Annotated in this window: 18 protein-coding genes and 1 pseudogene; 2 read left to right on the top strand and 17 right to left on the bottom strand. The window is 63.4% G+C overall.

Translation table 11 applies throughout. The annotated features are described in order from the left end of the window. Positions 1-432 precede the first annotated feature (432 nt). Genes NP945_RS11140 through NP945_RS11170 form a run of 7 tightly spaced genes read right to left on the bottom strand, consistent with a single transcriptional unit; the run spans position 433 to position 9,432 of the window. Positions 433-1,323 (bottom strand): hydroxymethylglutaryl-CoA lyase, encoded by an 891-nt coding sequence (locus NP945_RS11140; RefSeq protein WP_256746367.1) that lies wholly within the window; start codon positions 1,321-1,323, stop codon positions 433-435. Continuing rightward, on the bottom strand, positions 1,307-2,821 hold the full coding sequence (locus NP945_RS11145; protein WP_127380145.1) for a sugar ABC transporter ATP-binding protein: 1,515 nt from the start codon (positions 2,819-2,821) through the stop codon (positions 1,307-1,309). The genes NP945_RS11140 and NP945_RS11145 overlap by 17 nt, the downstream gene beginning before the upstream one ends. Then, a complete protein-coding gene (locus NP945_RS11150; RefSeq protein WP_256746368.1) occupies positions 2,814-3,920 on the bottom strand; it encodes a strictosidine synthase family protein in 1,107 nt (368 codons plus the stop codon). The genes NP945_RS11145 and NP945_RS11150 overlap by 8 nt, the downstream gene beginning before the upstream one ends. Further along, entirely contained in the window at positions 3,920-6,034 is a 2,115-nt protein-coding gene (locus tag NP945_RS11155) for an SMP-30/gluconolactonase/LRE family protein (RefSeq protein ID WP_256746369.1), read from the bottom strand. Before NP945_RS11155 ends, NP945_RS11150 begins: the two co-directional genes overlap by 1 nt. A gap of 13 nt (positions 6,035-6,047) precedes the next feature. Then, positions 6,048-7,064, bottom strand: coding sequence for a sugar ABC transporter substrate-binding protein (locus NP945_RS11160; protein WP_164749005.1), 1,017 nt, complete (start codon positions 7,062-7,064; stop codon positions 6,048-6,050). A gap of 37 nt (positions 7,065-7,101) precedes the next feature. Beyond that, the gene (locus tag NP945_RS11165; RefSeq protein ID WP_128308858.1) at positions 7,102-8,109 is read right to left on the bottom strand and encodes an ABC transporter permease; all 1,008 of its coding nucleotides are present in this window, start codon (positions 8,107-8,109) and stop codon (positions 7,102-7,104) included. 3 nt (positions 8,110-8,112) lie between these two features. After that, positions 8,113-9,432: a hydroxymethylglutaryl-CoA reductase, degradative gene (locus tag NP945_RS11170; protein ID WP_256746469.1), complete on the bottom strand. Its 1,320-nt coding sequence runs from the start codon at positions 9,430-9,432 to the stop codon at positions 8,113-8,115. A 142-nt stretch (positions 9,433-9,574) separates the two neighbouring features. Between NP945_RS11170 and NP945_RS11175 the strand changes: the two genes are divergently transcribed. Further along, positions 9,575-10,951, top strand: coding sequence for a PLP-dependent aminotransferase family protein (locus NP945_RS11175; protein ID WP_256746370.1), 1,377 nt, complete (start codon positions 9,575-9,577; stop codon positions 10,949-10,951). Between the two features lie 30 nt (positions 10,952-10,981). Here NP945_RS11175 and NP945_RS11180 read toward each other — a convergent pair whose 3' ends face one another. Next, positions 10,982-11,299, bottom strand: coding sequence for a DUF736 domain-containing protein (locus NP945_RS11180; protein ID WP_256746371.1), 318 nt, complete (start codon positions 11,297-11,299; stop codon positions 10,982-10,984). Between the two features lie 733 nt (positions 11,300-12,032). Next, the gene (locus tag NP945_RS11185; RefSeq protein ID WP_127268214.1) at positions 12,033-12,455 is read right to left on the bottom strand and encodes a helix-turn-helix domain-containing protein; all 423 of its coding nucleotides are present in this window, start codon (positions 12,453-12,455) and stop codon (positions 12,033-12,035) included. A 95-nt stretch (positions 12,456-12,550) separates the two neighbouring features. Here NP945_RS11185 and NP945_RS11190 point away from each other — a divergent pair, with 95 nt between their 5' ends. Then, on the top strand, positions 12,551-13,279 hold the full coding sequence (locus tag NP945_RS11190; RefSeq protein ID WP_127268213.1) for an SDR family NAD(P)-dependent oxidoreductase: 729 nt from the start codon (positions 12,551-12,553) through the stop codon (positions 13,277-13,279). 180 nt (positions 13,280-13,459) lie between these two features. On the opposite strand, the pseudogene NP945_RS11195 reads toward NP945_RS11190, so the two are convergent. The 8 genes and pseudogenes from NP945_RS11195 to NP945_RS11230 form a co-directional block, all read right to left on the bottom strand. Next, positions 13,460-13,611 (bottom strand): annotated as a pseudogene (locus NP945_RS11195) (recombinase family protein); the annotation flags it as partial. Positions 13,612-13,866: 255 nt separating this feature from the next. Continuing rightward, positions 13,867-15,000 carry a succinylglutamate desuccinylase/aspartoacylase family protein gene (locus tag NP945_RS11200; RefSeq protein ID WP_164749006.1) on the bottom strand — a complete coding sequence of 378 codons (1,134 nt, stop codon included), beginning with the start codon at positions 14,998-15,000 and terminating at the stop codon, positions 13,867-13,869. Then, the gene (locus NP945_RS11205) at positions 14,990-16,006 is read right to left on the bottom strand and encodes an ABC transporter ATP-binding protein (protein ID WP_256746372.1); all 1,017 of its coding nucleotides are present in this window, start codon (positions 16,004-16,006) and stop codon (positions 14,990-14,992) included. Before NP945_RS11205 ends, NP945_RS11200 begins: the two co-directional genes overlap by 11 nt. After that, on the bottom strand, positions 16,003-17,022 hold the full coding sequence (locus NP945_RS11210; RefSeq protein WP_127268210.1) for an ABC transporter ATP-binding protein: 1,020 nt from the start codon (positions 17,020-17,022) through the stop codon (positions 16,003-16,005). The genes NP945_RS11205 and NP945_RS11210 overlap by 4 nt, the downstream gene beginning before the upstream one ends. Next, on the bottom strand, positions 17,019-17,912 hold the full coding sequence (locus tag NP945_RS11215; protein ID WP_256746373.1) for an ABC transporter permease: 894 nt from the start codon (positions 17,910-17,912) through the stop codon (positions 17,019-17,021). Before NP945_RS11215 ends, NP945_RS11210 begins: the two co-directional genes overlap by 4 nt. Before the next feature lies 1 nt (position 17,913). Next, positions 17,914-18,852: an ABC transporter permease gene (locus NP945_RS11220; RefSeq protein WP_256746374.1), complete on the bottom strand. Its 939-nt coding sequence runs from the start codon at positions 18,850-18,852 to the stop codon at positions 17,914-17,916. A gap of 33 nt (positions 18,853-18,885) precedes the next feature. Next, on the bottom strand, positions 18,886-20,469 hold the full coding sequence (locus tag NP945_RS11225) for an ABC transporter substrate-binding protein (RefSeq protein WP_256746375.1): 1,584 nt from the start codon (positions 20,467-20,469) through the stop codon (positions 18,886-18,888). A gap of 194 nt (positions 20,470-20,663) precedes the next feature. Continuing rightward, positions 20,664-22,679, bottom strand: coding sequence for a CocE/NonD family hydrolase (locus NP945_RS11230; protein ID WP_256746470.1), 2,016 nt, complete (start codon positions 22,677-22,679; stop codon positions 20,664-20,666). Positions 22,680-22,773: the final 94 nt, after the last annotated feature.

Raw genomic sequence — 22,773 nt, forward strand, 5'->3', positions numbered from 1 at the left:
GGGACAAATTGTCACTTAGATTCGGTATTGGGGAAAATTTGAGGAGGCATCGACTTCCTGACGGGGCTGAGGCGCGACGCAAAGTTCGAAAAGCTTCCAGGAAGCCCAGTCCGTCCCTGATTGTAGAACTGTACAAGGACCTCTTCGGGCCGAAAGCGATCAATCAGTCGATGCGGATCGACATGCAGAACCTGATGGGAACGATCGCCGACACTCTCCATTCGGTGTGAAGGCGATCGGGGCATTGGTACTGACGTTAACAACAAGGGCGGCACGCGCGCCAAAAATTCGATGCCTCGTCAAATTTTGCTAAAGCCGAGCGGGCAGCCAAGGCAGCAATATATAGCTCGTGTCGCATTTTCCGAGACGCCAGCCCCGAAGATCGGGACGGCACTGATTTCAGGCAAACTTGCTGCGGGGGTTGTCGTGGCTTTATGGCTCGGCGAAAAACTTACCCTCGGCAAGCATGGTTTCGATGCCGGCCAGCAATTCGCGATTTATGCCGGTGGCAATCCCTTTCGACGCAAGGCGCGCCACCAGCGCGCCGCTGCGAAGATTGCCGGCCGCACCGGGCGCGTAGGGACAGCCGCCTAGCCCGCCGGCAGCGGCATCGAACACCCTGAGCCCGAGGTCCCAGGCAGCATCGACGTTGGCGAGCGCCAGGCCGCCGGTGTCGTGGAAATGCCCGGCCAGCCGCGCAGCCTCTGCTTCTTCGAGGGTTGCCAGCACCATGGCATGCACGCGCTCGGGTGTCGCCCTGCCGATCGTGTCGGCAACGGCGATTTCGGCGCAGCCGAGATCGCGCAGGCGCGCGACGACTCTCGCAGCGGCGCCGGGTTCGATCGGGCCTTCATAGGGACAATCGACGGCGCAGGAGACATAGCCCCGCACCGGCAAGGAATGCTCGGCGGCCAGCGCGATCACTGGCACAAAACGAGCCAGCCCTTCCTCGATGGTACAATTGGTGTTTCGTTTCGAAAACGTCTCGGAGGCGCTGGTGAAGACCGCGAGTTCCTGCGCGCCGGCCGCGATCGCGGCCCGCGCACCTTGCTCGTTGGGCACCAGCGCGGACAGCATAAGCCCCGGACGCCGCACAGCGCGCCGCATGACCTCATCATGATCGGCCATCTGCGGCACCCATTTCGGCGAGACGAAAGCCGTCGCCTCGATGCGGGCGAAGCCGCAATCGGCCAGCATGCCGATCAGGCGCAGCTTCTGCCCGGTCGAGACCAGCCGCTTTTCGTTCTGCAGGCCGTCGCGCGGACCGACTTCGACGATCGTGGCCTGCCGATCCCCACCGGGCGATTCAATGGACGGCGGCATACATGATCTTTTCTTCGGAGGCCTCGTCGATGGTCATCTCCTCGACGATACGGCCCTGGCGCGCCACCAGGATGCGATCCGACAGATTGAGGATTTCAGGCAGATAGGACGAAATAACGACGACGGCCGCGCCCGCATCGGCAAGCCGCTCGATAATCTGATGGATCTCGGCGATGGCGCCGACATCGACGCCGCGCGTCGGCTCGTCGAAGATGATCAGCGACGGCGCCTGGATTAGCGATTTGGCGATGACCACTTTCTGCTGATTGCCGCCGGAAAGCTCGACCACCCGAGCATTGGCGCCGATCGTGCGGACCTTCATCGTCTCGATCCATTCGGCCGATTGCCGGCGCGCTTCGCCAAGGCCGATTACCGAGACCGGGTTGGAGCCTTTGGCCAGCTTGCCGAGGAATACGTTCTGGGCGATGTCCATCGTGTCGAATAGGCCGTCGAGCTTGCGGTCCTCGGTGATATAGGCGACGCCGCGCCGCACGGCCTGCCGTGGCACGCGGAAGTGCACCACCTCGCCGCGCAGCGTGATGCGGCCACCATGGAAGAAGTCACGCTTCAAAACGCCCGCCGCGATCTTCATCATTTCGGTGCGGCCGGCACCGACCAGGCCGAACAGCCCGGTCACCTGGCCGGCAAAGACCGACAGCGTGGCGCTGCGCACCGCCTTACCCATCGAGACGTTCTCGAGCGCCAGCACCTTTTCGCCCGGGCGGCGCGCGACGCGTTTGGCGGCATCGTCGCCATAGAGCGCATCGGTCAGTTGCCGGCCAACCATCGCCTGGACGATTTTTTCGCGGGTGAGATTGCGCGCATCGTCGGTGACGATCAGCGCGCCGTCGCGCAGCACGCTGATGCGGTCGGCGATCGACAGCGCCTCTTCCAGCGCGTGTGAAATGAAGATGATGGAAGCGCCCTCGCCTTTCAGCCGCTCGACCAGGGCGAAGAAGTGCTGCTTTTCCTCCGGCGTCAGCGTCGCCGTCGGCTCGTCGAAGATGAAGATGCGGGCCTTGTGGTGAACCGCGCGGGCGATCTCGACCATCTGCTTCTTGGCGGCGCCGAGCGTCGACACCAGCGCGGTCGGCTCGACATGGAAGTTCAGCCGCTGCAGATGCTGCTGCGCCTTGATGTTGATGCCGCGCAACCGGTTGAAGAAGCTCTCCTCGCCGAGGAAGATGTTCTGGGCGACATTCATCGACGGGATGAGATTGGTTTCCTGGAACACCATGGCGATGCCGTGCTTCATGGCATCGGCGGGCGAGGAAAAGCCAACCGGTTTGCCGTCAATCAGCATCTCGCCCGACGTCAGCGGGTAGAGGCCGGCCAGCACCTTGGTCAACGTCGACTTCCCCGCACCGTTCTCGCCGAGCAGCGCATGGACCTCGCCTTGCCGCAGCGTGAAATCGACGTCGCGCACCGCCGCGTTGCCGGCGAACGCCTTGGTGGCCTTGCGGAACCGGACGATCTCGGCCGCGTGGGGATCAGCCATGCCGGGCTCCACCGGATGTCGCGCCGGGCAGGCGCAGCAGCGTGCCGGAGCCGCGCGAGGCGGCGTAGACGCTGCCGCCATGCTCACAGACGGAGGTGACGCCATGCATGCTGCCGTCGGCGCGGCTGTGCCAGCTTTCGCTGGGCCGGCCGCTGTCGTCGCAGCGCGCGACGAGGCCGTAGGAGCGCGATGGCGCCCACGGCTTCAGCACGCCCATCTGCCGGACCGAGCCCTGGCTCAGCGGCTGGTCCGGCCGCGCCGATCCGGCGAGTTCCGGCCCGATCCATTCGCCGGGATCGATCGTCGCCATCATCTCGCGGCGATAATCGTCCTCGCGCAGCACCAGTTCGAGAAGCTGGCGGCGCGGCGCGAACAGCGCCATCCAGAAGCCGCCATCGGAAGCGGGTGACAGGCGCGACGGATAGGCCGGCAGATTTTCCAGGATCGCCACCGGATGGGGGGATTTCGGATCAAGGGCGACGATACGATGGCGCCAGCTTTCGCTGATCGCCAGACGGCCGTTGCCGAGCACGACCGCGCCGTTGGGAAATGCCAATCCGGCTGCAAGCTCACGCTGGGAGCCGCTGTCCGGATCGATGGCGAGCACGACGCCGCTGCTGCCGCCCTCCATCAGATCGCGCTTCCAGTCGCGCGCCGGATGCTTGCGCGAGCCGACACACAGGTAGAGCGAGCCATCCACGGTAAAGAGCCCGGCGGTGAGGCAGGACGCCACGCCGCCTGACAAGCCGATGCGCCTCCAGGTGCCCGGCTGCCCGATTTGCAGGCCCTCACCCTCGATGCCGACGGCAAGGCGGCCATCGGGCGCGGATGCGACAAAGCTGATCGGCGCCGCGAACTCCGCTATTGCGACCGCCGAAGCGCCCGCTCTCCCAAGGTCGATCCGGAAGAGCGTGTTGCCGCTGCTGCACAGCAGTCTCGCTGGCGACGCAACGAGATTGTCGATGGCGGGAAGCGACAGCAGCCGCTCCGCCTCTTCCAGACGGTTGTCCGGTTTGAAGACGCCGTCCATGGCCGGCACGCTGATGCCGGCATCATCAGCCGAAAACAGCCGGCGGACGAACGTGCCAAACCCCGCCATCAGCGCTTCCCCCAGTAATCGTCATGCGCCGTCCATTGCGGATCGGCGCCTTCGATGCGAACGCGGCCGATGCGGTTGTTGGAGACGCCGCCCAGATAGAGCCAGCCCTTGTGCTCGCAGGTCGAGGTGATCGAGGGATGGTTTTCGCCGGCCTCGTCCCACAACGCGTCGATGATCTCGCCGGTTTCCGACACGCGCAGCACGCAGCCGCGATTGATGTTGGGGAACAGCCATTCGTCGGCGGCGATCCGCTTGGCCATGCGGCGGCGAAAACCCGGCTTGCGCATGGCGAGATCGAAGGTTCTGGTGCGCATGCCGAGCAGCGCGATCCAGTAGGTTCCGTCGGAGCCGCGGTTGAGATTGTCGGGATAGCCCGGCAAATTGTCGAGGAAGATTTCACGCTTGCCCTTGTCCGGTCCGTCGAACCAGAAGCGGCTGATGCGGCACGCCCATGTCTCGGCAAAGAGCAGCGACTGGCCGTCGCGGCAAATGGTGACGCCGTTGGGAAAGATCAGGCCGCGCAATATGGTGCGGGTCGAGCCGGTCCTCGGATCATGGCAGATCAGCCGGCCGTTGCCCCTGCCCTCCAGCGCATCGACCGCCCATTCAGACATCTCGTAGCGGATCGTCGCTTCACTGAAGAAGATGCGCCCGTCCGGCGCGATGTCGAGATCGTCGGGAAGCCTCAGCCGCGAATCGTCGATCACCGACAGCAGGCTGCGATTGGTTTCGTCGGTGACCTTCGCCACCGTCCCGTCCGGCGAGACGCGGTAGACGCCCATGCCGCCGACGCAGGTGAGCAGGTCGCCATTCGGCGCGAAGGCCAGCCCCAGCGGATGACCGCCGATACGGGCGAAGACCTCGCTGCGCGCATAGTCGGGCACGAGGAAACGGACGATCGTACCGTGCCGCGTACCGGTATAGAGATTGTCGTCGCGGTCGAGGACGACGTCCTCGGGACCTTCGACCGCGCCAAGCCCTATGAGCTCCGCCGCGCCAAGCCTGTCATTGACGGCAAGCACGTCGGTTCCGGTCGGCGGCGTCAAATTCGGCAGCTTCAGATAGGTCGGCGAGACATAGACTTTGCTCAACAGCTTGCCGCGGTTCTTCACCCATTTGGCGTCGAACAGCACGGCGGCGATCAGCACCAGACCGAGGATCAGCTGGTTGACCGAGCCGGGCATCGACAGGCGGATGAGGCCGCTGGTCAGGATCAGCACCAGGATGGAGCCGATCACCGCATTGCCGACCGAACCGCGGCCGCCACCCAGCGAAACGCCGCCAAGCACCACGGCGGTCAATACGGAAATCTCCAGCCCTATGCCGGTGTCGGCGCCGGTGCTGCCGAGCCGGGCGGAAAACAGAAAGGCAGCGATCGCGGTCAGCAGGCCCGATGCGACATAGGCGAGGCAAACCGTCAGCTTGACGTTGATGCCGGCATTGTAGGCGGAGCGGCGCGCACCGCCGACGGCGCGCAACCGCCATCCTGGCCTTAGCCTTGACAGGACGATATGCGCGCCAAGGGCGATGACGGCGAAAATGGCGAAGGAGACGGGCAGGCCGTAGAAGGTGCCGAAGCCGATCAGGTCCCAGGTCGGGGAGACCGGCATCGAGCCGACGATCGCGCTGGCAAGCCGGGGAAAGATGATGTCGTAGAGCGCCCGGTAGATGACCAGTGTCACCAGAGTGGTTATGAAGGCGCGCAGCCTGAGATAGCCGATCAGCACCCCGTTGAGCAGCCCGCAGACGAGGCCCGTGGCTAGCGTCGCGATCAATGCCACGCCGACCGGCAGGCCGGCAACGTTCATCGATACCAGGGCGGCAAGCACGCATAGCGCGAACATCGAGCCGACCGAGAGGTCGATGCCGCCCGAGAGGATGACGATGGTGAGCGCCAGTGCGATCAGGCCGAATTCCGACACCTGGCGGGCGAGATCGGTAAGGTTGCCGACCGAGAAATAGCCAGGGATGATCCACGTCATGACGAGGATCGTGACCACCAGCGCCAATGCCGGAATGACGTTGTCGATCCAGCTCTTGGTCAGCAATTCGCCGAACAGGCGGTCCGGCAAAAGCCGGTACCGCAGCCGTGAAAGCGCATCGCTGGTGGCCATAAGTCAGGATTCCCTACTTCAGATCGTCCAGCGTCCAGCAATTGCGCTGGTTGACGTTGGCCTTGGTGATCTGCGTCAGCGGATTGAAATAGAGCGTCTTGGTCTCGCCGGCGGTACCGTCGGAGAGCAGCAGCCTTGCGATCTCCGCATTCAGGATTTCGCCCTGCAGCGGCACGTTGTAGCTGATGTAGAGATTGAACAGGCCCTTCTCGACATTCTCGCAGCCGACCCTGTTGCCGCCGCCGCTTGTGACGAGGAAGACCTGGTCGCCCTTGCCGGCCTGCTGGATCGCAGACGCCGTGCCGGTGTCCTGATTGTCCCAGATGCCGATGGCGCCGCAAAGATCCGGATGCTGTTGCAGCACGGTCTCCATGATCGAGCGCGCCTTTTCCGGATTGTATTCGGTGGCCTGCTGCGAAACGACCTGGATGTCGGGATGCTGGTTCAAGACACGGTAGATGCCGTCGAGTTGGAACACGTCGGATGCCGCCGTCGGCACGCCGGTGTCGATAGCGACCTTGGTCGAAGCACCCTTGCCGGGGCTGCATTTGTCGACCACGGCCTGCGCCGCCTGTTCGCCGATCTCGGTCCAGTCGGCGCCGACATACGAATCGGTCTGGGTGTTCGATTCCAGGTTGATCTGCACAACTTTGATGCCGGCGGCCTGCGCCTGAGCCAGCAACCGGGCGTAGGACTGGATGTCGGGATTGTGCGCGACGATCAGGTCCGGCTTCTCGCTGATCAGCGACTGCAGCGCGCGGGTTCCCGCGTCGGTGCTCCAGGCGGGGTCGCGGATCTCGAAATCATACTTGAGGCGCTTGGCCTGCTGGCGCATCACCGCCGCCCAGCCTTCGGTCAGGTCGAAACCCATCGACAGCGGCAGGAAGACGACCTTCTTGCCTTCCAGCGTCTTGTGGAACGTCGTCGAGCGCGGATTTTCCAGGCCCTTGTCCTGGGCGCTGGCGGTGACGATACCGGCAAGCGCGATGCAGGCCGCGGCCAGCCACTTTGTCGTTTTCAGAAGTCGCATGGTTTCCTCCCATTGCATTTCGGCGTTGAAATTGGTGTCAGAGATCCCCTTGCTGGGACGTCTGCTCGTCGCGTGGGTTGACGAGCGAGTCGATGACGATGGCCAGAAGCAGGACCACGCCCTTGACCAGGTTCTGGATCGTGTAGGCGATGTTCATGATCGTCATGCCGTTGAGCAGGATGCCGACGAAGATCGTGCCCAGAATGACGTTGCGAACCTTGCCGTGGCCGCCATTCAGGCCGATGCCGCCCAACACGACGACCAGAAGGATGTCGTAGATCATCGTCGAATTGAAAAGCCGGGCGTTGATCGCCGACGCCGACGAGGCAAGCACCAGCCCGGCGCCGTAGGCGATCAGCGCGCTGATCGCATATTGCGCGACGATCATCGGCCGGTTGGAAATGCCGGTGATCCTGGCGGCGCCCGGATTGTTGCCCATGGCATAGGTCTGCCAGCCGAACCGCGTGCGGCTGAGCACCAGATGCAGCGCCAGGCAAAGCATGGCAAAGACCACCACCGTCACCGGGACGCCGAGGATGCGGCCCTGCCCGATCAGCGAGAACCATTCGGCGCCTGGCGGCACATTCTGCATCTCCAGCGTGAAGAAGAAGGTTCGGCCAAGGCCGTAGATGACGGAGCCGGCGGCAAGCGTCGCGAAGATCGGCGCGACCTCGCCGAAAGCGATCAGCATCCCGATCAGCACGCCGGCGACCACCGCGAACAGCGCGCCGATCAGCAGCGCGAATTCCAGCGAATAGCCCGAGCGGGCGATCACGAAGGCCCAGGACACCGACACCACCATCGTTGCGATCATCGAGACATCGATGCCCCTGGCGATGACGACCAGCGCCATTCCCAGCGCCAGGATGCCGAGAATCGAGACGCTTCTGATCAGGGCTAGGATGTTGCCGGGGCTGAAGAAGGACGGCAGCAGCAACGAGAACAGCACGAAGGCCAGCACCGCCAGCACCAGCACGATGCCTTCCTGGCTTTTGAGCAGGCTGGAAAGCCGAGCCTGATTTCCGTGTGCGGCCGCCTCGCTCACCGCTCAGGTCTCCTCTTTGCCCAGTCTGAGCAGGATTTCCCTGGCGCGATCGACGCGCACATCGTGATCCGCCGCAAGTTCCTTTGCCACCGTATCGATATTCGCGCCGCTCGCGCCCGCCACGATGGCGATGTTGCGGGCATGCAGCGCCATGTGTCCGCGCTGGATGCCTTCGGTGGCCAGCGCCCTGAGCGCCGCCATGTTCTGCGCCAGCCCGACCGCGACGGTGACCTCGGCAAGCTCTTGCGCCGTCGTCACGCCGAGGAGTTTCAGCGCTGCGCGCGCGGCCGGGTGCGTCTTGGTGGCGCCGCCGACCATGCCCAGCGCCATCGGCATTTCCAGCGTCCCCACGAGGTTTCCGGCGGCGTCGGTCTCCCAGCGGCTCAACGACGTATAACGGCCGCCGCGCGCCGCCCAGGCGTGGGCGCCGGCCTCGATCGCCCGCCAGTCGTTGCCGGTCGCGACGACGACTGGATCGATGCCGTTCATGATGCCCTTATTGTGCGTGGCCGCGCGGTAAGGATCAACGATCGCCAGCGAACAGGCCTCGACGATGCCGGCAACGATACGCGCGCCGGTGAACTCCTTCGTCGCCAGTGCCTTCGGCGTCAGCCGCACCCGCGCCCGCGCCAGCCTGAGGTCGGCCAGGTTGGAGAGGATGCGCAGCCGGACGGTGCCGCCCGAAATGCGCTCGATCATCGGTGCGACTGCCTCGGCCATGGTATTGACCGTGTTGGCGCCCATCGCGTCGCGCACGTCGACGAGCAGATGCAGCACCACCATCGGTCCGACTTGCGTCTCCTCGAACACCTGCACTTCAATCTCGCGGCAGCCGCCGCCGAGGCCGATCAGCACCCGGTCCTTCTCGTTGGCGGCGGCGATGATCTGGTCGCGGGCCGACAGCAGCCTGGCGCGTGCGCCGTGCGGATCGGACAGACCGAGTATCTGCACCTGTGCCCGCATGATCGGTGCGGTGCTCGATGTCTCGAAGCCGCCGCAACCGCGGGCGATGCGCGCCATGTAGGAGGCGGCGGCGACCACCGACGGCTCTTCCACCGCCATCGGGATGAGGTAATCGCGACCGTTGATGGTGAAGTTGGTGGCGACGCCGAGCGGAATCTCGAAGGTGCCGACCACATTCTCGATCATGCCGTTGGCGAGATCGAGCGGCAGGACGCCGCCGCGCAAGGCATCGCGATCCGCCTGCCCAAGACGAGCGGCGTCGCCGACCGTCGCCAGGCGATCGGCCGGCGACAGGTCGCGGAATTTCTCGATGCGGGAATTCAGCCGCGGCTCGACACCGCTGTCCTGGACAGCCACCATCACGATCGCCTCCCTGCGAATGCTTGTCGTTGAGGCAGCTATCGTTTAACTGATACCATCTATCAAGGTACAGCTACAGGAAACAGCGACAAACTGTACCAGTCCATATCAGGGCACGCAGCCCATCGGAGGATGTTCTGGGATGACGCGCGCCGAGGCCGTGGCGGCAGAGATCAGAAGGCGCATCGAGACCGGCTCGATTACCGTCGGCGCCAAGCTTCCGTCGATACGCAAGGCCGCCGAGCAATTCGACGTTTCCAAGAACACCATCGTCGATGCCTATGACCGGCTGGTATCCGCGGGCATCGCGTTTTCGCGGCCCGGCGCCGGCTTCATGGTCGCCGAGCGTCGCCGGCAGACGCCGAGCGAGCGTCCCCGCCATGTCGCGGAAGCGGTCGACATCGCCTCGCTGCTCAATGCGCAGTTGGAGGAGAGCTTTTCGATCCGCGTCGGCGACGGGCGGCCGCCCGCCTCATGGATGGAGGAATCGGAAGTGCGGCGCCATCTCGGGTTGCTCGGCCGGCACCAGAGGTCCAGCAGTGACGGCTATGGTTCGGCGATGGGCCTGCCGGCGCTGCGCGAGCGCCTCGCCTTCGACCTCATGGAGCGCGAGGTGCAGGCGAGCTCGGACCAGATCCTGCTGACATTCGGCGCCAACCACGCACTGGACCTGATCATACGCCGCTTCCTCGTCGCCGGCGATACCGTGCTGGTCGACGACCCCGGCTATTACCCGCTTTTCGCCAAGCTGAAGCTGGCGCAGATCCGCATGATCGGCGTGAAGCGGACGCCGACCGGTCCGGACCTCGACGATCTCGCCGGCAAGGCCGAGCGCGAGCGTCCGAAGCTGTTCTTCACACAATCGCTTGCGCACAATCCAACCGGCAGCTCGACCAACCTGCCGACGGCTCACTCGATCCTGACGATCGCCGCGCGCTGCGACATGCTGGTGGTCGAGGACGACCCGTTCGTCGACCTGCCGACGGTCCGTGGCGTTGGCCTTGCGCCTCTCGACCAGTTGCGGAACGTCATCTGCGTGCGCACCTTTGCCAAGACGTTGTCGGCCAGCCTGCGCTGCGGCTATATCGCCGCGCGCCCCGACCTTATCGCTTCCCTTGCCGAGTTGAAGATGCTGACGACAGTCAACAGCTCAGGACACATTGAGCGGTTGATCCATGGATTGATCAGTGAAGGTCACTATCGGCGCCACCTCAAGCGTTTGGCGCAGCGTGTGCAGCAGGCCACCGAGACGGTCGTTCCCCGCCTTCAGAAGATGGGTCTTAAGCTCTTTGCCGAGCCGACAGGTGGATACTACGTCTATCTGGAGCTTCCCGACTATGTCGATGACATCGCCCTCGCCCGGGAAGGCGCTCGCCAGGGGATTTTTATCGCACCTGGTACCGTGTTTTCGCCGGAGCGCCAACCTGCCAAGGCAGGCATCCGCGTCAACATCGCCTGGGCCTCGGATCCTCATTTTTTTGACTTCATGCTGGCAGAGCTTAGGCATCGGCGGACTTGAACATGACAAAGCCCCGCCTTGCGGCGGGGCTTAGTGCTTGACGGACCACTCCGCGGCGCGTCGTGACCAGATGAGCGAGAAGTCGCCCCCGGTGTCGGTCTCGACCAAGCTCGCGTAGATCGGAGCGGGGAAGTTGGGCTTGACGAAGTGGTAGTCGCGGCCCTCGCGCGAGGTCTTCTTCCAGGGCCGCCCCGAACTCGGGGCGGCAGCGAAAATGCGGAAGTCGGGTCTCTTTTCGTTGTCGCCATCGACCGGAGAGAACGTCACAGTCTTGACGTTGAGGTTGAGGGTCTTGACCGAACCGGAGAAGCCGTTCGCGGTGCGCGAGAATGTGCCGACCGTAGCCATCGTGGTGGTTCCATCTGTTTTTCTCGGGCCGCACCCATCTCTCGATGGTGGTCGCGAGGCCGGAGACGATCGGTCTGCATCCCGAAGGGGCTGAAACGAAGTAACGGCGGCGCGAGGCTTTCTTGGGCCGCCGAGGAATGGACGCGCAGCGACCAGGGGAAGAGAACGCAGCGACGTCGTTACGGGAAGACGATCGAGACTAAGAGAAGCGAAGGCGGTCTTCAGTCAGACCCAATCCATTCGAGGACGCCGTGGGCGTAGCTTGGAAAGAATACGCGGAAGGAATGCCACAGTGGCTAAGATCAGTCCCGGCCACTGTCGCTTGCTCCGCTGCGCTTCTCTATTTCGGTCAAGGACGCTTCCTCCCGCCCGTGGGCGGTGTTGGTCCCACTTCACCCGGTGAAGAAGGGACGTCCGATTTCTCTAATCTTTGGGCTGAATCGTCATCAGCGGTCGATGGGAGAGAATGGACGCCGCCAGATTAGGCGCGGCACGCACGGGGTCGTAGAAGTCCATGCGCCATAATAGTAATTTCCTCATTCTGGGGAGTATTTGTTTGGCTCGATCAGCCGCAGGTAAACTCAGTGCGACAGGATGCGAAACCGGCAGTTGCCGTGTAAGGTCAGGCCTTAACTTGGGGGAGAACTGGATGCGAACTGCTGTTACCTTGGCGTTCCTGGCCTTTATCAGGGTGTCGTCAGAGCAATAGAAGCCTGCCTGGCCGGGGACGTGATCAGTCTCGAACGCGGTCGTATTCGTCTTGCGCGCGCTCGAGTTCCGGCCCGTAGGTCATCGACCATTCGTAAAGCGCCTCGAACGGTTGCCGAAGGGAGTGGCCGAGCGAAGTGATCGTGTATTCGACACCGACCGGCGTCGTCGTCGTCAGCACTTCACGGCGAATGAGACCGTTACGTTCCAGACGCTTCAGCGCATCGGCGAGCGCCTTGTGCGTGATGCCGTCCAGGCGCCGCATGATCTCGTTGAATCTCGACGGCCTAGTGCACAGAACGGTCAGAATCAGGACCGACCACTTGTTGGCGATCTGCTCAAGTGCCGGCCGCGCCTTTTGCACATCTATCAACGCCTCGACGGACACGGGCTTAGGACGACGGGGTGGGCTGACCTTGACGGGCAAGTCTTCAGTCACGGCGGACATAGGTATACTCCTCGATATCTGCTCTAGTTGTAGTGCGTAATTGACCGTAGGTATAGAGCATATATCTTGAGCCATCACTTTTTGATGGAGTTCACATGAGCAGATTGGCAAACAAGATCGCACTGGTTGTCGGCGGTGCCGGCGGTATCGGCGGGGCAGTTTCACAAAGGTTCGCCAGTGAGGGAGCGCAGGTCTATGCGACCAGCCGCAAGGGTGCGGACGGCGCCTTGGAAGCGGCGGGCACCGGCAGCATCCGGACGGTCCTGGCGGATGCAAGCAACAGAGCGGATCTTGAACGTGTATTCGAGCAGATCAGATCGGAACGCGGGCGTATCGACGTGCTCATTGTGAATGCCGGCCTTTCCGAATACGCCCCGCTTGAAGATATTTCGGAGGATCATTTCGACAGGACATTCGGTCTGAATGTGCGCTCCCTGGTTTTCGCAGCACAAGGTGCCGTCAACCTCATGCAGCCAGGCGGAACGATCGTGTTGATCGGCTCTATCGCAGGCGACATCGGCACCAAAGGATATGGCGTCTACGGCGCCACCAAGGCCGCTGTCCGCTCGTTCACCCGCACCTGGGCCAACGAACTTGCTCCCAAAGGCATTCGTGTCAACGTCGTCAGCCCCGGCCCGACCGATACGGCGATGATGGCCGGGGCCTCGCAACAGATTCGAGACGCGCTTTCCAGCATGATCCCTCTCGGGCGCATGGGCCGGCCTGACGAGGTGGCCGCCGCGGTTGTTTTCCTCGCCAGCGACGAGAGCAGTTTCACAACCGGCGCGGAACTGGCCGTCGATGGCGGCATGGCCCAGGTGTGACGTGCGCCTTCGACCACTGAAACCTGGACGGCCGCCGTTGCGCGATGTGGCTTTACGCGTGGGCCGGAATAGAGTCCGGATCTCTGAGTTGTGGGCGTATGCGCTTGGAGGATACGGCGAAGTAGCCCTGACATCTGGCAGATGCGAGCCGCGCCCATCCCAGTGTCCGTGCCAATGATGGTTCATGACCTCAGTTGCGTCCTGTGTCTGGTCGGCGCCGCCGAGTGCGAGGCAATAAACTCTCACGCCCATTTCATCCAGTGCCTTGACCGTGGTACTGACATCTGTTGCTCACGGTCGAGCCGGTCGAGTTTGGTCAGGATCAAAATATCCCTACCGGCGCAGTTGCACGGTGGGTTCCCTTCAGGAGCTAGATGAGGATCCGTCCTTGTCTATGCCGTTCAGGACCGTCCTGGCTCGCTCAAGGTCTTGCTGAAGGATACTCCGTTGAAGTTGGGACAGCCGCTTCTCCTTCAACAGGCTTGCGGTCTCCCCTGCGGAACGGGGCTCATGCCGGTCGGTGTCTCGCAGTGACAGGCATGCATGTCGTTTTCTCGAAACCGGAGCAGCTTTCGAGCGACATGTTATCAATCCTCCAGAAGATAGCCCTTGCGATGGGAAAGCGGCTCGGTGCCGGCTACCTTGGCGATGACTTGGTTGGCCGCCACCAGCTTCTTCAGTCTGCGGGTGACGACCACGCCGTCAGTACGCGCATGGACGGTGATACGGGCATCGCCGCCAATCGCAGCGGGCGCGACGATGTCGGCGATCGGCTGTCCGGACGTGACCCGCTCGCCAAGTTCGACGCGGTAGACGATGACGCCGAACGCCGGCGTGCGCACCACGTCGCAGGCGTCGAAGCCTGTGACGTCGCAGAGCGGCGGCGCGGCGGGTGCTTGACCGGCGATATAGCCGCGGCGGCGCAGCACATTCAGCAGCGCCGACGCATCTGTCGCGGCCATCTCGTCGCCGATGTCGACGAAGCCGCGCAATTCGACCGTCGCTGCCATGCAGCCGACCGGTATCAGCTTGTCGGGATACGCCGCCGCGAGCTTCAACCACGGCTCGACGCTTGCTTCGGCAAAGGTCGAGCCGCCGGAGGCGCCCTGCGAAAACACGGCACGGCAGCCGAGTTCGCCCGAGATGTCCGACAGTTCCGCCGCGATCTCCGGCCGCACGAAAAGATGCATCAGCCCTTCGTCGTCGCAATGAAGATCGAGAACGAGATCAGAATCGAAGGCTTCGCGCGCCAGCACCGTATAGAGGGAATCAACCTGTTGCCTGACACAGCGTTCGTCGAGGATTGCGCGGATCGTCTCGCGGATCAGCGCCTTGTTGGCGTCGGCATCCCTTCCCAACAGGTTTCCGAGCCGGGCGATCAATTCGGGGGCAAGGTCAGGCCAGTTGCGGTTGAAGTTGCGGCCGCTGGCAAGGTCGTAACGGCCGAGATGGTCGCCATTGACGAACTGCGCCAGGCCGAGCGGGTTGGCGTAAGGCACGACGACGATCTGGCTCCGGATTTCGCCGCGCGCATCGGCGGCGTCCAACTGCTCGACCAGATGATGTGATACCAGAAGGCCGGGCGCCTCGTCGGCGTGAAGTGCCGCGTGGATATAGGCCTTGGGACGGGCGGCGGCGGCACCGTAGCGTATGATGCGCACACTGTGGCGGCTGCCCGGCGTGCCGTTGGAGAGAGGAATATCGAGGATTTCACGAGACATTGACGGCTCCGGCGAGCGCCCGTTCCGACAACGGGAAGTGGCAATTGAAGACATGGCGGGGGTCTTCGCGGTCGGTTGTTCGGGACGGGAATGCGCTTTTGCAGATGTCCTGCGCATAGCGGCAGCGGGTGTGGAACTCGCAGCCGGGAGGGCGCGTCATCAGGCTCGGCACTTCGCCTCTGAGCTCGATCCGGTCGAGCGCGGCGTCGGGATCGGGTTCCGGATTGGCCGACAGCAGCGCCTCCGTATAGGGGTGGCAAGGCTGCTCGAATATACGGTCGGTCGAGCCGACCTCGATGAAGCGGCCGAGATACATGATCGCCATGCGGTCGGTCATGTGGCGCACGACATTGAGATTGTGCGTGATGATGAGGATGGCGATGCCCAACTCCTGCTGCAAACGCCCAAGTAGGTTGAGAACTTCGCCCTGGACGGACACGTCCAGCCCCGCCGTCGGTTCGTCGGCGATAATAAGATCGGGCGCCAGCGCCAGCGCCCGCGCCACGCCCACCCGGCGCGCCTGGCCGCCGGAAAGCTGGTGGGGATATCGCCGCCCGAAATCCGCGGGCAGCCCAACCATCTTTAGCAGGCGCTCCACCTCGGCCGCTGGATCGCGGATGGTGATGCCGTGGATACGGAACGGCTCGATCAGCAGAGAGCGGACAGTGAGCCGCGGCGACAGCGATCCGACCGGATCCTGAAACATCATCGCCATGCGCCGAAGATGCAGCTTGCGATCCGCCGGGGCAAGACCGTTCAGCACCTGGCCGTCGAAACGTATGGAGCCGCTCGTCGGTGGACGCAGCCCCATGATGGCACGGGCAATGGTGGACTTGCCCGAACCGCTCTCGCCGACGAGACCGAGTGTCTCGCCCCTGCGGATCTCGAAAGACACTCCGCAGACGGCATCGACGAACGGGTTCTTCACGCCACTGGTGAACGCCTTCAGCTGGCTCATGGTGCGAAAGCGCACGCGAAGGTCCTCGACCGAAAGCAGCGGGCTCATGCCGGAACCGCCAGTGTGTCGTCGAGAAGATGGCAGCGCGCGCTGTGCGCTGCGCCGATTGCGCGGGGGGCGGGATTTTCATCCGCGCACCGGGCGAAGGCATGCGGGCAGCGCCGGCGGAAGATGCAGCCCGCCTGGGTACCGAGCAGGCTCGGCACCTCGCCCGGTATCGTCGGCAACTGACGGGTGCGCTTCCTGATCCGTCCCGGATCGCATTCGAGCAACGCGCGCGTATAGGGATGCCCCGGCCGGCGGAAGATATCGCGCACGGTGCCGTATTCGACCACCTCGCCCGCATACATGACCGCCACCCGGTCGCAGAATTCGGCGACAGCGCCGAGATGGTGCGAAACGAACAGGATCGAGCAGCCGATTTCCTTCTGCAGCTCTTTCAGCAGATGGATGATCTGCACCTCCAGCGTGGCATCGAGAGCAGTCGTCGGCTCATCCGCGATGAGCAGCGCCGGCTTCACCAGCAGGGCCATGGCGATGCAGATGCGCTGGCGCATGCCGCCCGAAAATTCATGCGAATAGCCGCCGATACGACTTTCGGGGTCCGGGATACCGACCCGGCGGAGCATGTCCACCGCACGCTGGCGCTTGATGCCGCGCGAACCGCCCTCGCGATGCTGGACATCGACCATCTGGCTCTCGATGCTGCGCACCGGGTTCAACGCCGTCATCGGATCCTGGAAGATCATCGACATGCGGTTGCCAAGCAGGCCGCGCCGCTCTGCCGGTGCCATGCCGAGCACGTCGCGTCCCTCGAACAGGATCGCCCCGTTCACCACCTCTGCATTCTCAGCCAGCAGCCCCATCACTGTGTAGGCGAGCGTGGATTTGCCCGAGCCGCTCTCGCCGACAATGCCGACCACCTCGCCCGCCGGCACGTCGATATGGACATCGCGCAGCGCATGTGCGCGGCCGCGCGGCGTGCCGAAATCGAGAGAGAGGCCGCGGATCGCCAGGAGTGGACTGCGGCTTGCGAGATGTCCTGCTTGGCTGCCACGGTTCATAGGTCTCTCCGAAGCTTGGGGTCGAAGATGTCGCGCAACGCCTCGCCGAGGAAGGTGAAGCCCAGAGTGGTTATGACGATAGGGATGCCACCGGCGATCACCAACCACACCGTTTTGTGGATATAACCGTAGCCGTCGCTGAGGATCGTTCCCCAGTCCGGTGTCGGCGGGCGCACACCCATGCCGAGGAAGCTCAGGCCTGCTTCCAGCGTGATGACCAGCGGCACATCCATGCTGACCAGGATCAGTAGCGGACCGATGACGTTGGGCAGCACGTGCACGGCGAGGATGCGCACGAGGCCGGCACCCATAGCGCGTTCTGCGGTGATGAATTCGCTTTCGCGCAGCGCGTGGGCCTGCGTGCGCACGACGCGCGCATAGATCGGCACCGACGTGACCGCGACGACGAAGATGACGCTGGCAAGGCTCGGTCCGAGCAGCGTCACCACCGCCAGCGCGAAGATGATGACCGGAAAGGAGCGGATGGTGTCGAAAACCAGCAGCAAAAGATTGTCCAGCCAGCGCGGGCCGAAGGCGGCGATGAGGCCGAGCACCAGCCCTACGCTGAGCGAGGCGCTGAGCGAGACGAAGGCGACGAGCAGCGCAATCCTTCCGCCCATGACGACGCGCGAGAAAACGTCGCGGCCCAAGTGGTCGGTGCCGAGGAGAAAATCCAGGGACGGCGGCGCCAGCCGGGGACCGACCATGATCTTGATCGGATCGTAAGGTACGATCCAGGTGGCGAAGACCGCACTCGCCACCATCAGCACGACCAGCACGGCGCCCATCAGGCCGAGCGGCGACTTACGCAGTTGCAGCAGGAACATAGCGATCGCGCCCGGCGCACGGCTTTTATCCACCGTCTCGCGAATGACTTGAACTTCGGACACGTTATAAATTCTCGCGGATTCTTGGATCGAGCGCCGCGTTGACCAGGTCGGCGAGCGTCGTGGAGATGACGAATAAAACGGTGGTGACGAGGACCGTGCCCATGACGATCGGATAGTTGCGCGAATCCACCGCCTTGACGATCAGTGCGCCGATACCCGGACGGGCGAACACCACCTCGACGAAAACGGCCGCCGAGAGCAGATGCGCCATGCCGACGCCGATGATGGTCACCGTCGGCAGGATCGCCAGCGGCAGCGCGTAGCGCGCGACGATGCGTCGCTCCGAAAGACCGAAGGAGCGCGCCATGCGGATGTGGTTCTCGCCGAGGATCTCCAGCATGGAGGCGCGCACGATGCGCGAGATGTAGCCGACCCAGCCGATGCCGATGACGAAGGCCGGCAGGATGAGGTGAACGAGCCCACCGCGGAAGCCAGAGCCGGCGCCGATGGCGGGCAGCCAGCGCAGGCCGACCGAAAAGATCAGCAGCGCATAGATCGCCATGACGAAGGACGGGATGGCAATCGTGCCGACCGCGAACACGCCCACGAGCTTGTCGATCACGGAGTTGCGGTGCATCGCCGAATAGCAACCGAGCGGCACGCCGATGAAAACGGCCCAGGCGATCGATACGAGGATCAGCTCGATCGTATAGGGCAATTGCTCGAAGACGATGGCGCTGACCGGGCGCTGTGTGAAAACGTCGGTGCCGAGATTGCCGTGCAGCAGCCCCCCGAAGAAGGAGACGATCTGCACGGGCAGCGGCTTGTCGAGGCCCATCTGCTCATGCAACTGGGCTTTCAGCTCAGGCGTCGCACGCGGCCCGAGCAGGACGGCTGCGGGATCGCCCGGAACGGCCTGGATCATCAGAAACAGCAGCGTCACTGCGACCACGATGATCGCGGCCGCCAGGGCGGTACGCTTGGCAAGGTATAGCCACATATCCTGATCCAGCCCTTCCCGGCGATCGCCGCGCTATGCCGATTTCGGCTCGAAACCGAGATAGAGCGGCCGCCCGTCGGGGCGCGTGTCGGCCTCGAGCTCGGTCGTCCGATACATGATGGGCGATCCCTCATGGGTGAGGAAGCGGTAGGAGCCGGAATCCTCCATGATGTCCTGCATCTCATAATACATCTTGGCCCGTTCCTGCGGGTCTTCGACGGTCACCGCCTTGGCGTTGAGTTCGTCGAAGCGTTCGCTGCGGAAGCGCTCCCAGTTCCAGACCCCCACCTGGTCTCGCACGAAGAAGGTGGTGGCGTAGTAGGGATCCGGCACCATCGAGAAGCGCTGCACGATCAGCTGCATGTCCTTCCAGCGCTCGCCTTCCGATTCCATGCCTATGGTCCAGAAAGAGCCGGAATCCTGAACATTGACCTCGACCGTGATGCCGATCTGCGACAACTGCGCCTGGACCATTTCCGCGATCGTTGAAAAGGTGGTCACGTTGAGCGCATCAATGGTGAGGCTGAGTTCGGTGATGCCGGCCTTGGCAAGATACTCCTTGGCTTTTTCGAGATCGCCTTCCGGCGGCACCAGTGCCTTTTCCCGATGCCCGACAAGACCCGGAGCAATGAGACCGGTGGCGACCTGCGCCTGGCCCGAATAGGCTGCATCCATAATCTGCGGCACGTTGATCGCCCATTGGATCGCCTTGCGGACATTGACATCCTTCAGCTTCGGGTGATCCGAATTCATGCCGATATAGACGTAATAGAGCGAGGGTTTCTCCTCGATCTTGGTGTTCTCGGGCGGGCTGTCCTTCAGCGTGGCCAGCGAATCGAGGCTGAAATCGGTGAAGTCGATGTCGCCGGCCTGATAGGCGCGCTCAGCGGTCTTGATGTCGCTCATCGGCAGGATATGGATTTCGTCGAAGCCCGGCTTCGGACCCTTCCATTCGGGATTGCGGGTCAACAGGACGAGTTGGTTCGGCTTCCAGTCCGACAGCATGTACGGACCTGAAAAGCAGGGCGGCTTCATGCCGAAATCGCCGCCGTCGGCAACTGCCTTCGTCACCGCTTTTTTCGAGACGATGTGGCCGCAACCATAGGGCAGCGTGATGTTCCAGAGCGGCACGAACGGGGTCTTGAGCACGATGACGCCAGTATGGTCGTCCTCAATGTCGACGCGGTCGAGCGGACCCCAGTCACCCTTGACCGGAGAGTTGTGCTGGATAACGCGCTCAAACGAGAACTTTACGTCCTCAGTTGTCATTTCCCCGAAGTCGCCAGTGAAGTTGATGCCCTTCTTCAGGCGGAAGCGGATGTGCGTCGGATCGATCTGCTCGACGGATTCGGCAGCTTCCAGCTCCCAGCCCCACTCCGAACCCGGCTTGTATCGGGTGAGCTTGGTGTAGATGCAGTTCATGACATCGACATTGTAGGCGTTCTGGTAGAAGCCGGGATCGAGCTTGTCGATGTCCGAATAGGCGCGGGCCTTGAGCACCTTGCCTTCGGCTGCCCATACGGCCTGCGACAGAGGCAGGCCGGAGGCGATGATCCCCGCGCCGAGACCGGCGCCGGCCTGCAGGAAATGCCTGCGGTTCAATGTTATTTCAGTCACGCTCTTTTCAGTCACAGTTGCGTTCCCCTTTCAACCCGAGCGGGTTTCCGGACGACTGCCGGTTCGCTCTTTTTTGGTGCCGCGCCGCCCGACGGGCCACGAGTTCGGACGGTGCATTCTTCAGTTCAGCCGGCTAACCGGTCAATTTCGCTGCCGACGCAGATGTAAGCGATATTAGCGTCAGTTCGCGAATGTCACAGCAGGCGACGCTCTATTGCCTCGGCCCATTTGTGCTCATGGACGAGAGCCTCGCCTTCCCACGCCTGCAAGTTCGCCTCGATGTGGAAATGCGAAGGCGTTGCGGTCATGGTGGTCTCGGTCACCGAGTGCATGCGCCAGTCGGCGCGTGAGAATTCGAACTCCCATTTGGCCTCGGCCTTGACCGATCCGAAATCGTCGCTGCGGAAGGAATAGCGTTCGTGGCCGAGCGAGGTGATGGTGAGGTCGTTGTCGACCATGCGATAGGTGCCGGCGCCCTCGCCGATCTCAACGACGGTCGAAGCGTCTGCCAGATTTTCCGTTATCGTCCAACCCTTTTGCGGCTTTGAGATCGTCTCCACCCGTAAGGGCGGTGCCCCTTCGGGTTCGGCAAAAGGCGCCGGTTCCGGATCTCTGGCGCTTCCGACGCGAACCGGAAGTTCAAGTCGGCAATCCGCCGGGTGGACGGTAAGCGTGACCGGCTCGGGCGAAGGCCATGCGACCGGGAAATAGTTGGTCGAGATGGACAGCCGAATGCGATGGCCGGCCCGGAAGCGCTGCGCCACATGCTTGAGCGGCACCGAAGCGCGATAGCGCGTGCCCGTTTCGAGTGGTTCAGGGTTTTCATGCCCGTCGCGATGCGTCAGGTTGAGAAGGCCGTAGCTGACGCGCGTTACCGCGCCGCCGGGCGAGACATCGCAAAGCCGTACTGCCACCATGGCGACCGGCCTGTCGCTTTCGAAGGCAAGGTCGAATATGGCGTCGCCGGCGATCTCGAGATTCTGCGCCAGCACCTCGGTTTCGTAGACAAGGCTGCCGGCGTCGTCGCCGCGCTGGTCCGCCGGCTGGTCGCCGGGCGTGGCGTAGGAGCACCATTTGCCGCCGCGCAGGCCGACCCACAAGGGCGAACGGATCGCTTGCCTTCCAGACGCATGATCTGCCTGGCGTGCGGACAGGCGCCCATTGCCGGAAAGGAAGAAAGACTGCCGCTCGACATTCGGCGACGGCCATGCCGGCTCCGTCACCCAGCGTCCGGCCCGCAATTCGTAGGAGGTTTGCGGCGGGGCGCTGTCCTGCATGAACAGGCGCAGCATCGGTTCGCCCATAATGCCGGTGTCGCGGCCCTTCAGCCAGTGATCCCACCAGCGGACGCATTCCTGGAGGAAGCCGATGGCGGGACCGGGCTTGCCGATATGCGGATAGGTGTGCGCCCACGGCCCGACCAGCCCCTTGCGCGGACCCTGCAGCTTTTCCATGAGGCGGAAGACGGAGCGGCAATAGCCGTCGGCCCAACCGCTGACGGCATAGACCGGACAGGCGATCGCGTCGAAATCCTCGCAGACCGAGCCGTGCCTCCAGAATTCGTCGCGGTGCTGGTGCTCCAGCCAGTTCTTCAGCCACAACCCGCTTTCCTTCAGCCGGCTGTGCCATAAAGCACGCCAGTTGTCCGGCTTGTTGCGGGGATCCGGCGGCAGCGTGTTGCGGCCGAACATGATCGCGGCCCAGGAGAGATTGTCGATAAGCAGCGTGCCGCCCATGTGGTGGACGTCGTCGGCGTAGCGGTCGTCGGTCGAGGCGCAACTGATCACCGCCTTCAGCGCCGGCGGACGCATGGCGGCGATCTGCAGCCCGTTGAAACCGCCCCAGGAGATGCCGATCATGCCAACCTTGCCGTCGCACCAGGGCTGGGTCGCCAGCCATTCGATGACCGAGCAGCCGTCGTCCAGCTCCTGCTGGAGATATTCGTCGAGCATCAGCCCTTCGGAATCGCCGGTTCCGCGCAGGTCGACGCGCACCACTGCGTAGCCGTGGCCAGCTACGTAGGGATGCATGACGACATCGCGCGCGGCGGTCAGATCGTTCTTGCGATAGGGGATATATTCCAGGATTGCCGGCACCGGCTTTTGTTCGGCACCCTCGGGAAGCCACATGCGCGCCGCAAGCCGGCAACCGTCCGGCATCGGGATCTCGAAATGGTCGACCGAGCGGATCGGATGGGGGAAGTTGGACACTGTGCGCAAGGTGAGGCCCTCTGTTTGGCGGGCGCCACCTTGGGCAAATCGGCAGTGTCGCACAATTTCGCGACCCTTCGCGACTTGACACTGT

The sequence above is a fragment of the Mesorhizobium sp. LMG17149 genome (assembly GCF_024518695.1).
Taxonomy (GTDB): domain Bacteria; phylum Pseudomonadota; class Alphaproteobacteria; order Rhizobiales; family Rhizobiaceae; genus Mesorhizobium.

Excerpts from the sequence above, each read along its gene's own strand:
- NP945_RS11140 (WP_256746367.1), bottom strand. The coding sequence starts at position 1,323 with ATGCCGCCGTCCATTGAATCGCCCGGTGGGGATCGGCAGGCCACGATC.
- NP945_RS11145 (WP_127380145.1), bottom strand. The coding sequence starts at position 2,821 with ATGGCTGATCCCCACGCGGCCGAGATCGTCCGGTTCCGCAAGGCCACC.
- NP945_RS11150 (WP_256746368.1), bottom strand. The coding sequence starts at position 3,920 with ATGGCGGGGTTTGGCACGTTCGTCCGCCGGCTGTTTTCGGCTGATGAT.
- NP945_RS11155 (WP_256746369.1), bottom strand. The coding sequence starts at position 6,034 with ATGGCCACCAGCGATGCGCTTTCACGGCTGCGGTACCGGCTTTTGCCG.
- NP945_RS11160 (WP_164749005.1), bottom strand. The coding sequence starts at position 7,064 with ATGCGACTTCTGAAAACGACAAAGTGGCTGGCCGCGGCCTGCATCGCG.
- NP945_RS11170 (WP_256746469.1), bottom strand. The coding sequence starts at position 9,432 with ATGGTGGCTGTCCAGGACAGCGGTGTCGAGCCGCGGCTGAATTCCCGC.
- NP945_RS11175 (WP_256746370.1), top strand. The coding sequence starts at position 9,575 with ATGACGCGCGCCGAGGCCGTGGCGGCAGAGATCAGAAGGCGCATCGAG.
- NP945_RS11180 (WP_256746371.1), bottom strand. The coding sequence starts at position 11,299 with ATGGCTACGGTCGGCACATTCTCGCGCACCGCGAACGGCTTCTCCGGT.
- NP945_RS11185 (WP_127268214.1), bottom strand. The coding sequence starts at position 12,455 with ATGTCCGCCGTGACTGAAGACTTGCCCGTCAAGGTCAGCCCACCCCGT.
- NP945_RS11190 (WP_127268213.1), top strand. The coding sequence starts at position 12,551 with ATGAGCAGATTGGCAAACAAGATCGCACTGGTTGTCGGCGGTGCCGGC.
- NP945_RS11200 (WP_164749006.1), bottom strand. The coding sequence starts at position 15,000 with ATGTCTCGTGAAATCCTCGATATTCCTCTCTCCAACGGCACGCCGGGC.
- NP945_RS11205 (WP_256746372.1), bottom strand. The coding sequence starts at position 16,006 with ATGAGCCCGCTGCTTTCGGTCGAGGACCTTCGCGTGCGCTTTCGCACC.
- NP945_RS11210 (WP_127268210.1), bottom strand. The coding sequence starts at position 17,022 with ATGAACCGTGGCAGCCAAGCAGGACATCTCGCAAGCCGCAGTCCACTC.
- NP945_RS11220 (WP_256746374.1), bottom strand. The coding sequence starts at position 18,852 with ATGTGGCTATACCTTGCCAAGCGTACCGCCCTGGCGGCCGCGATCATC.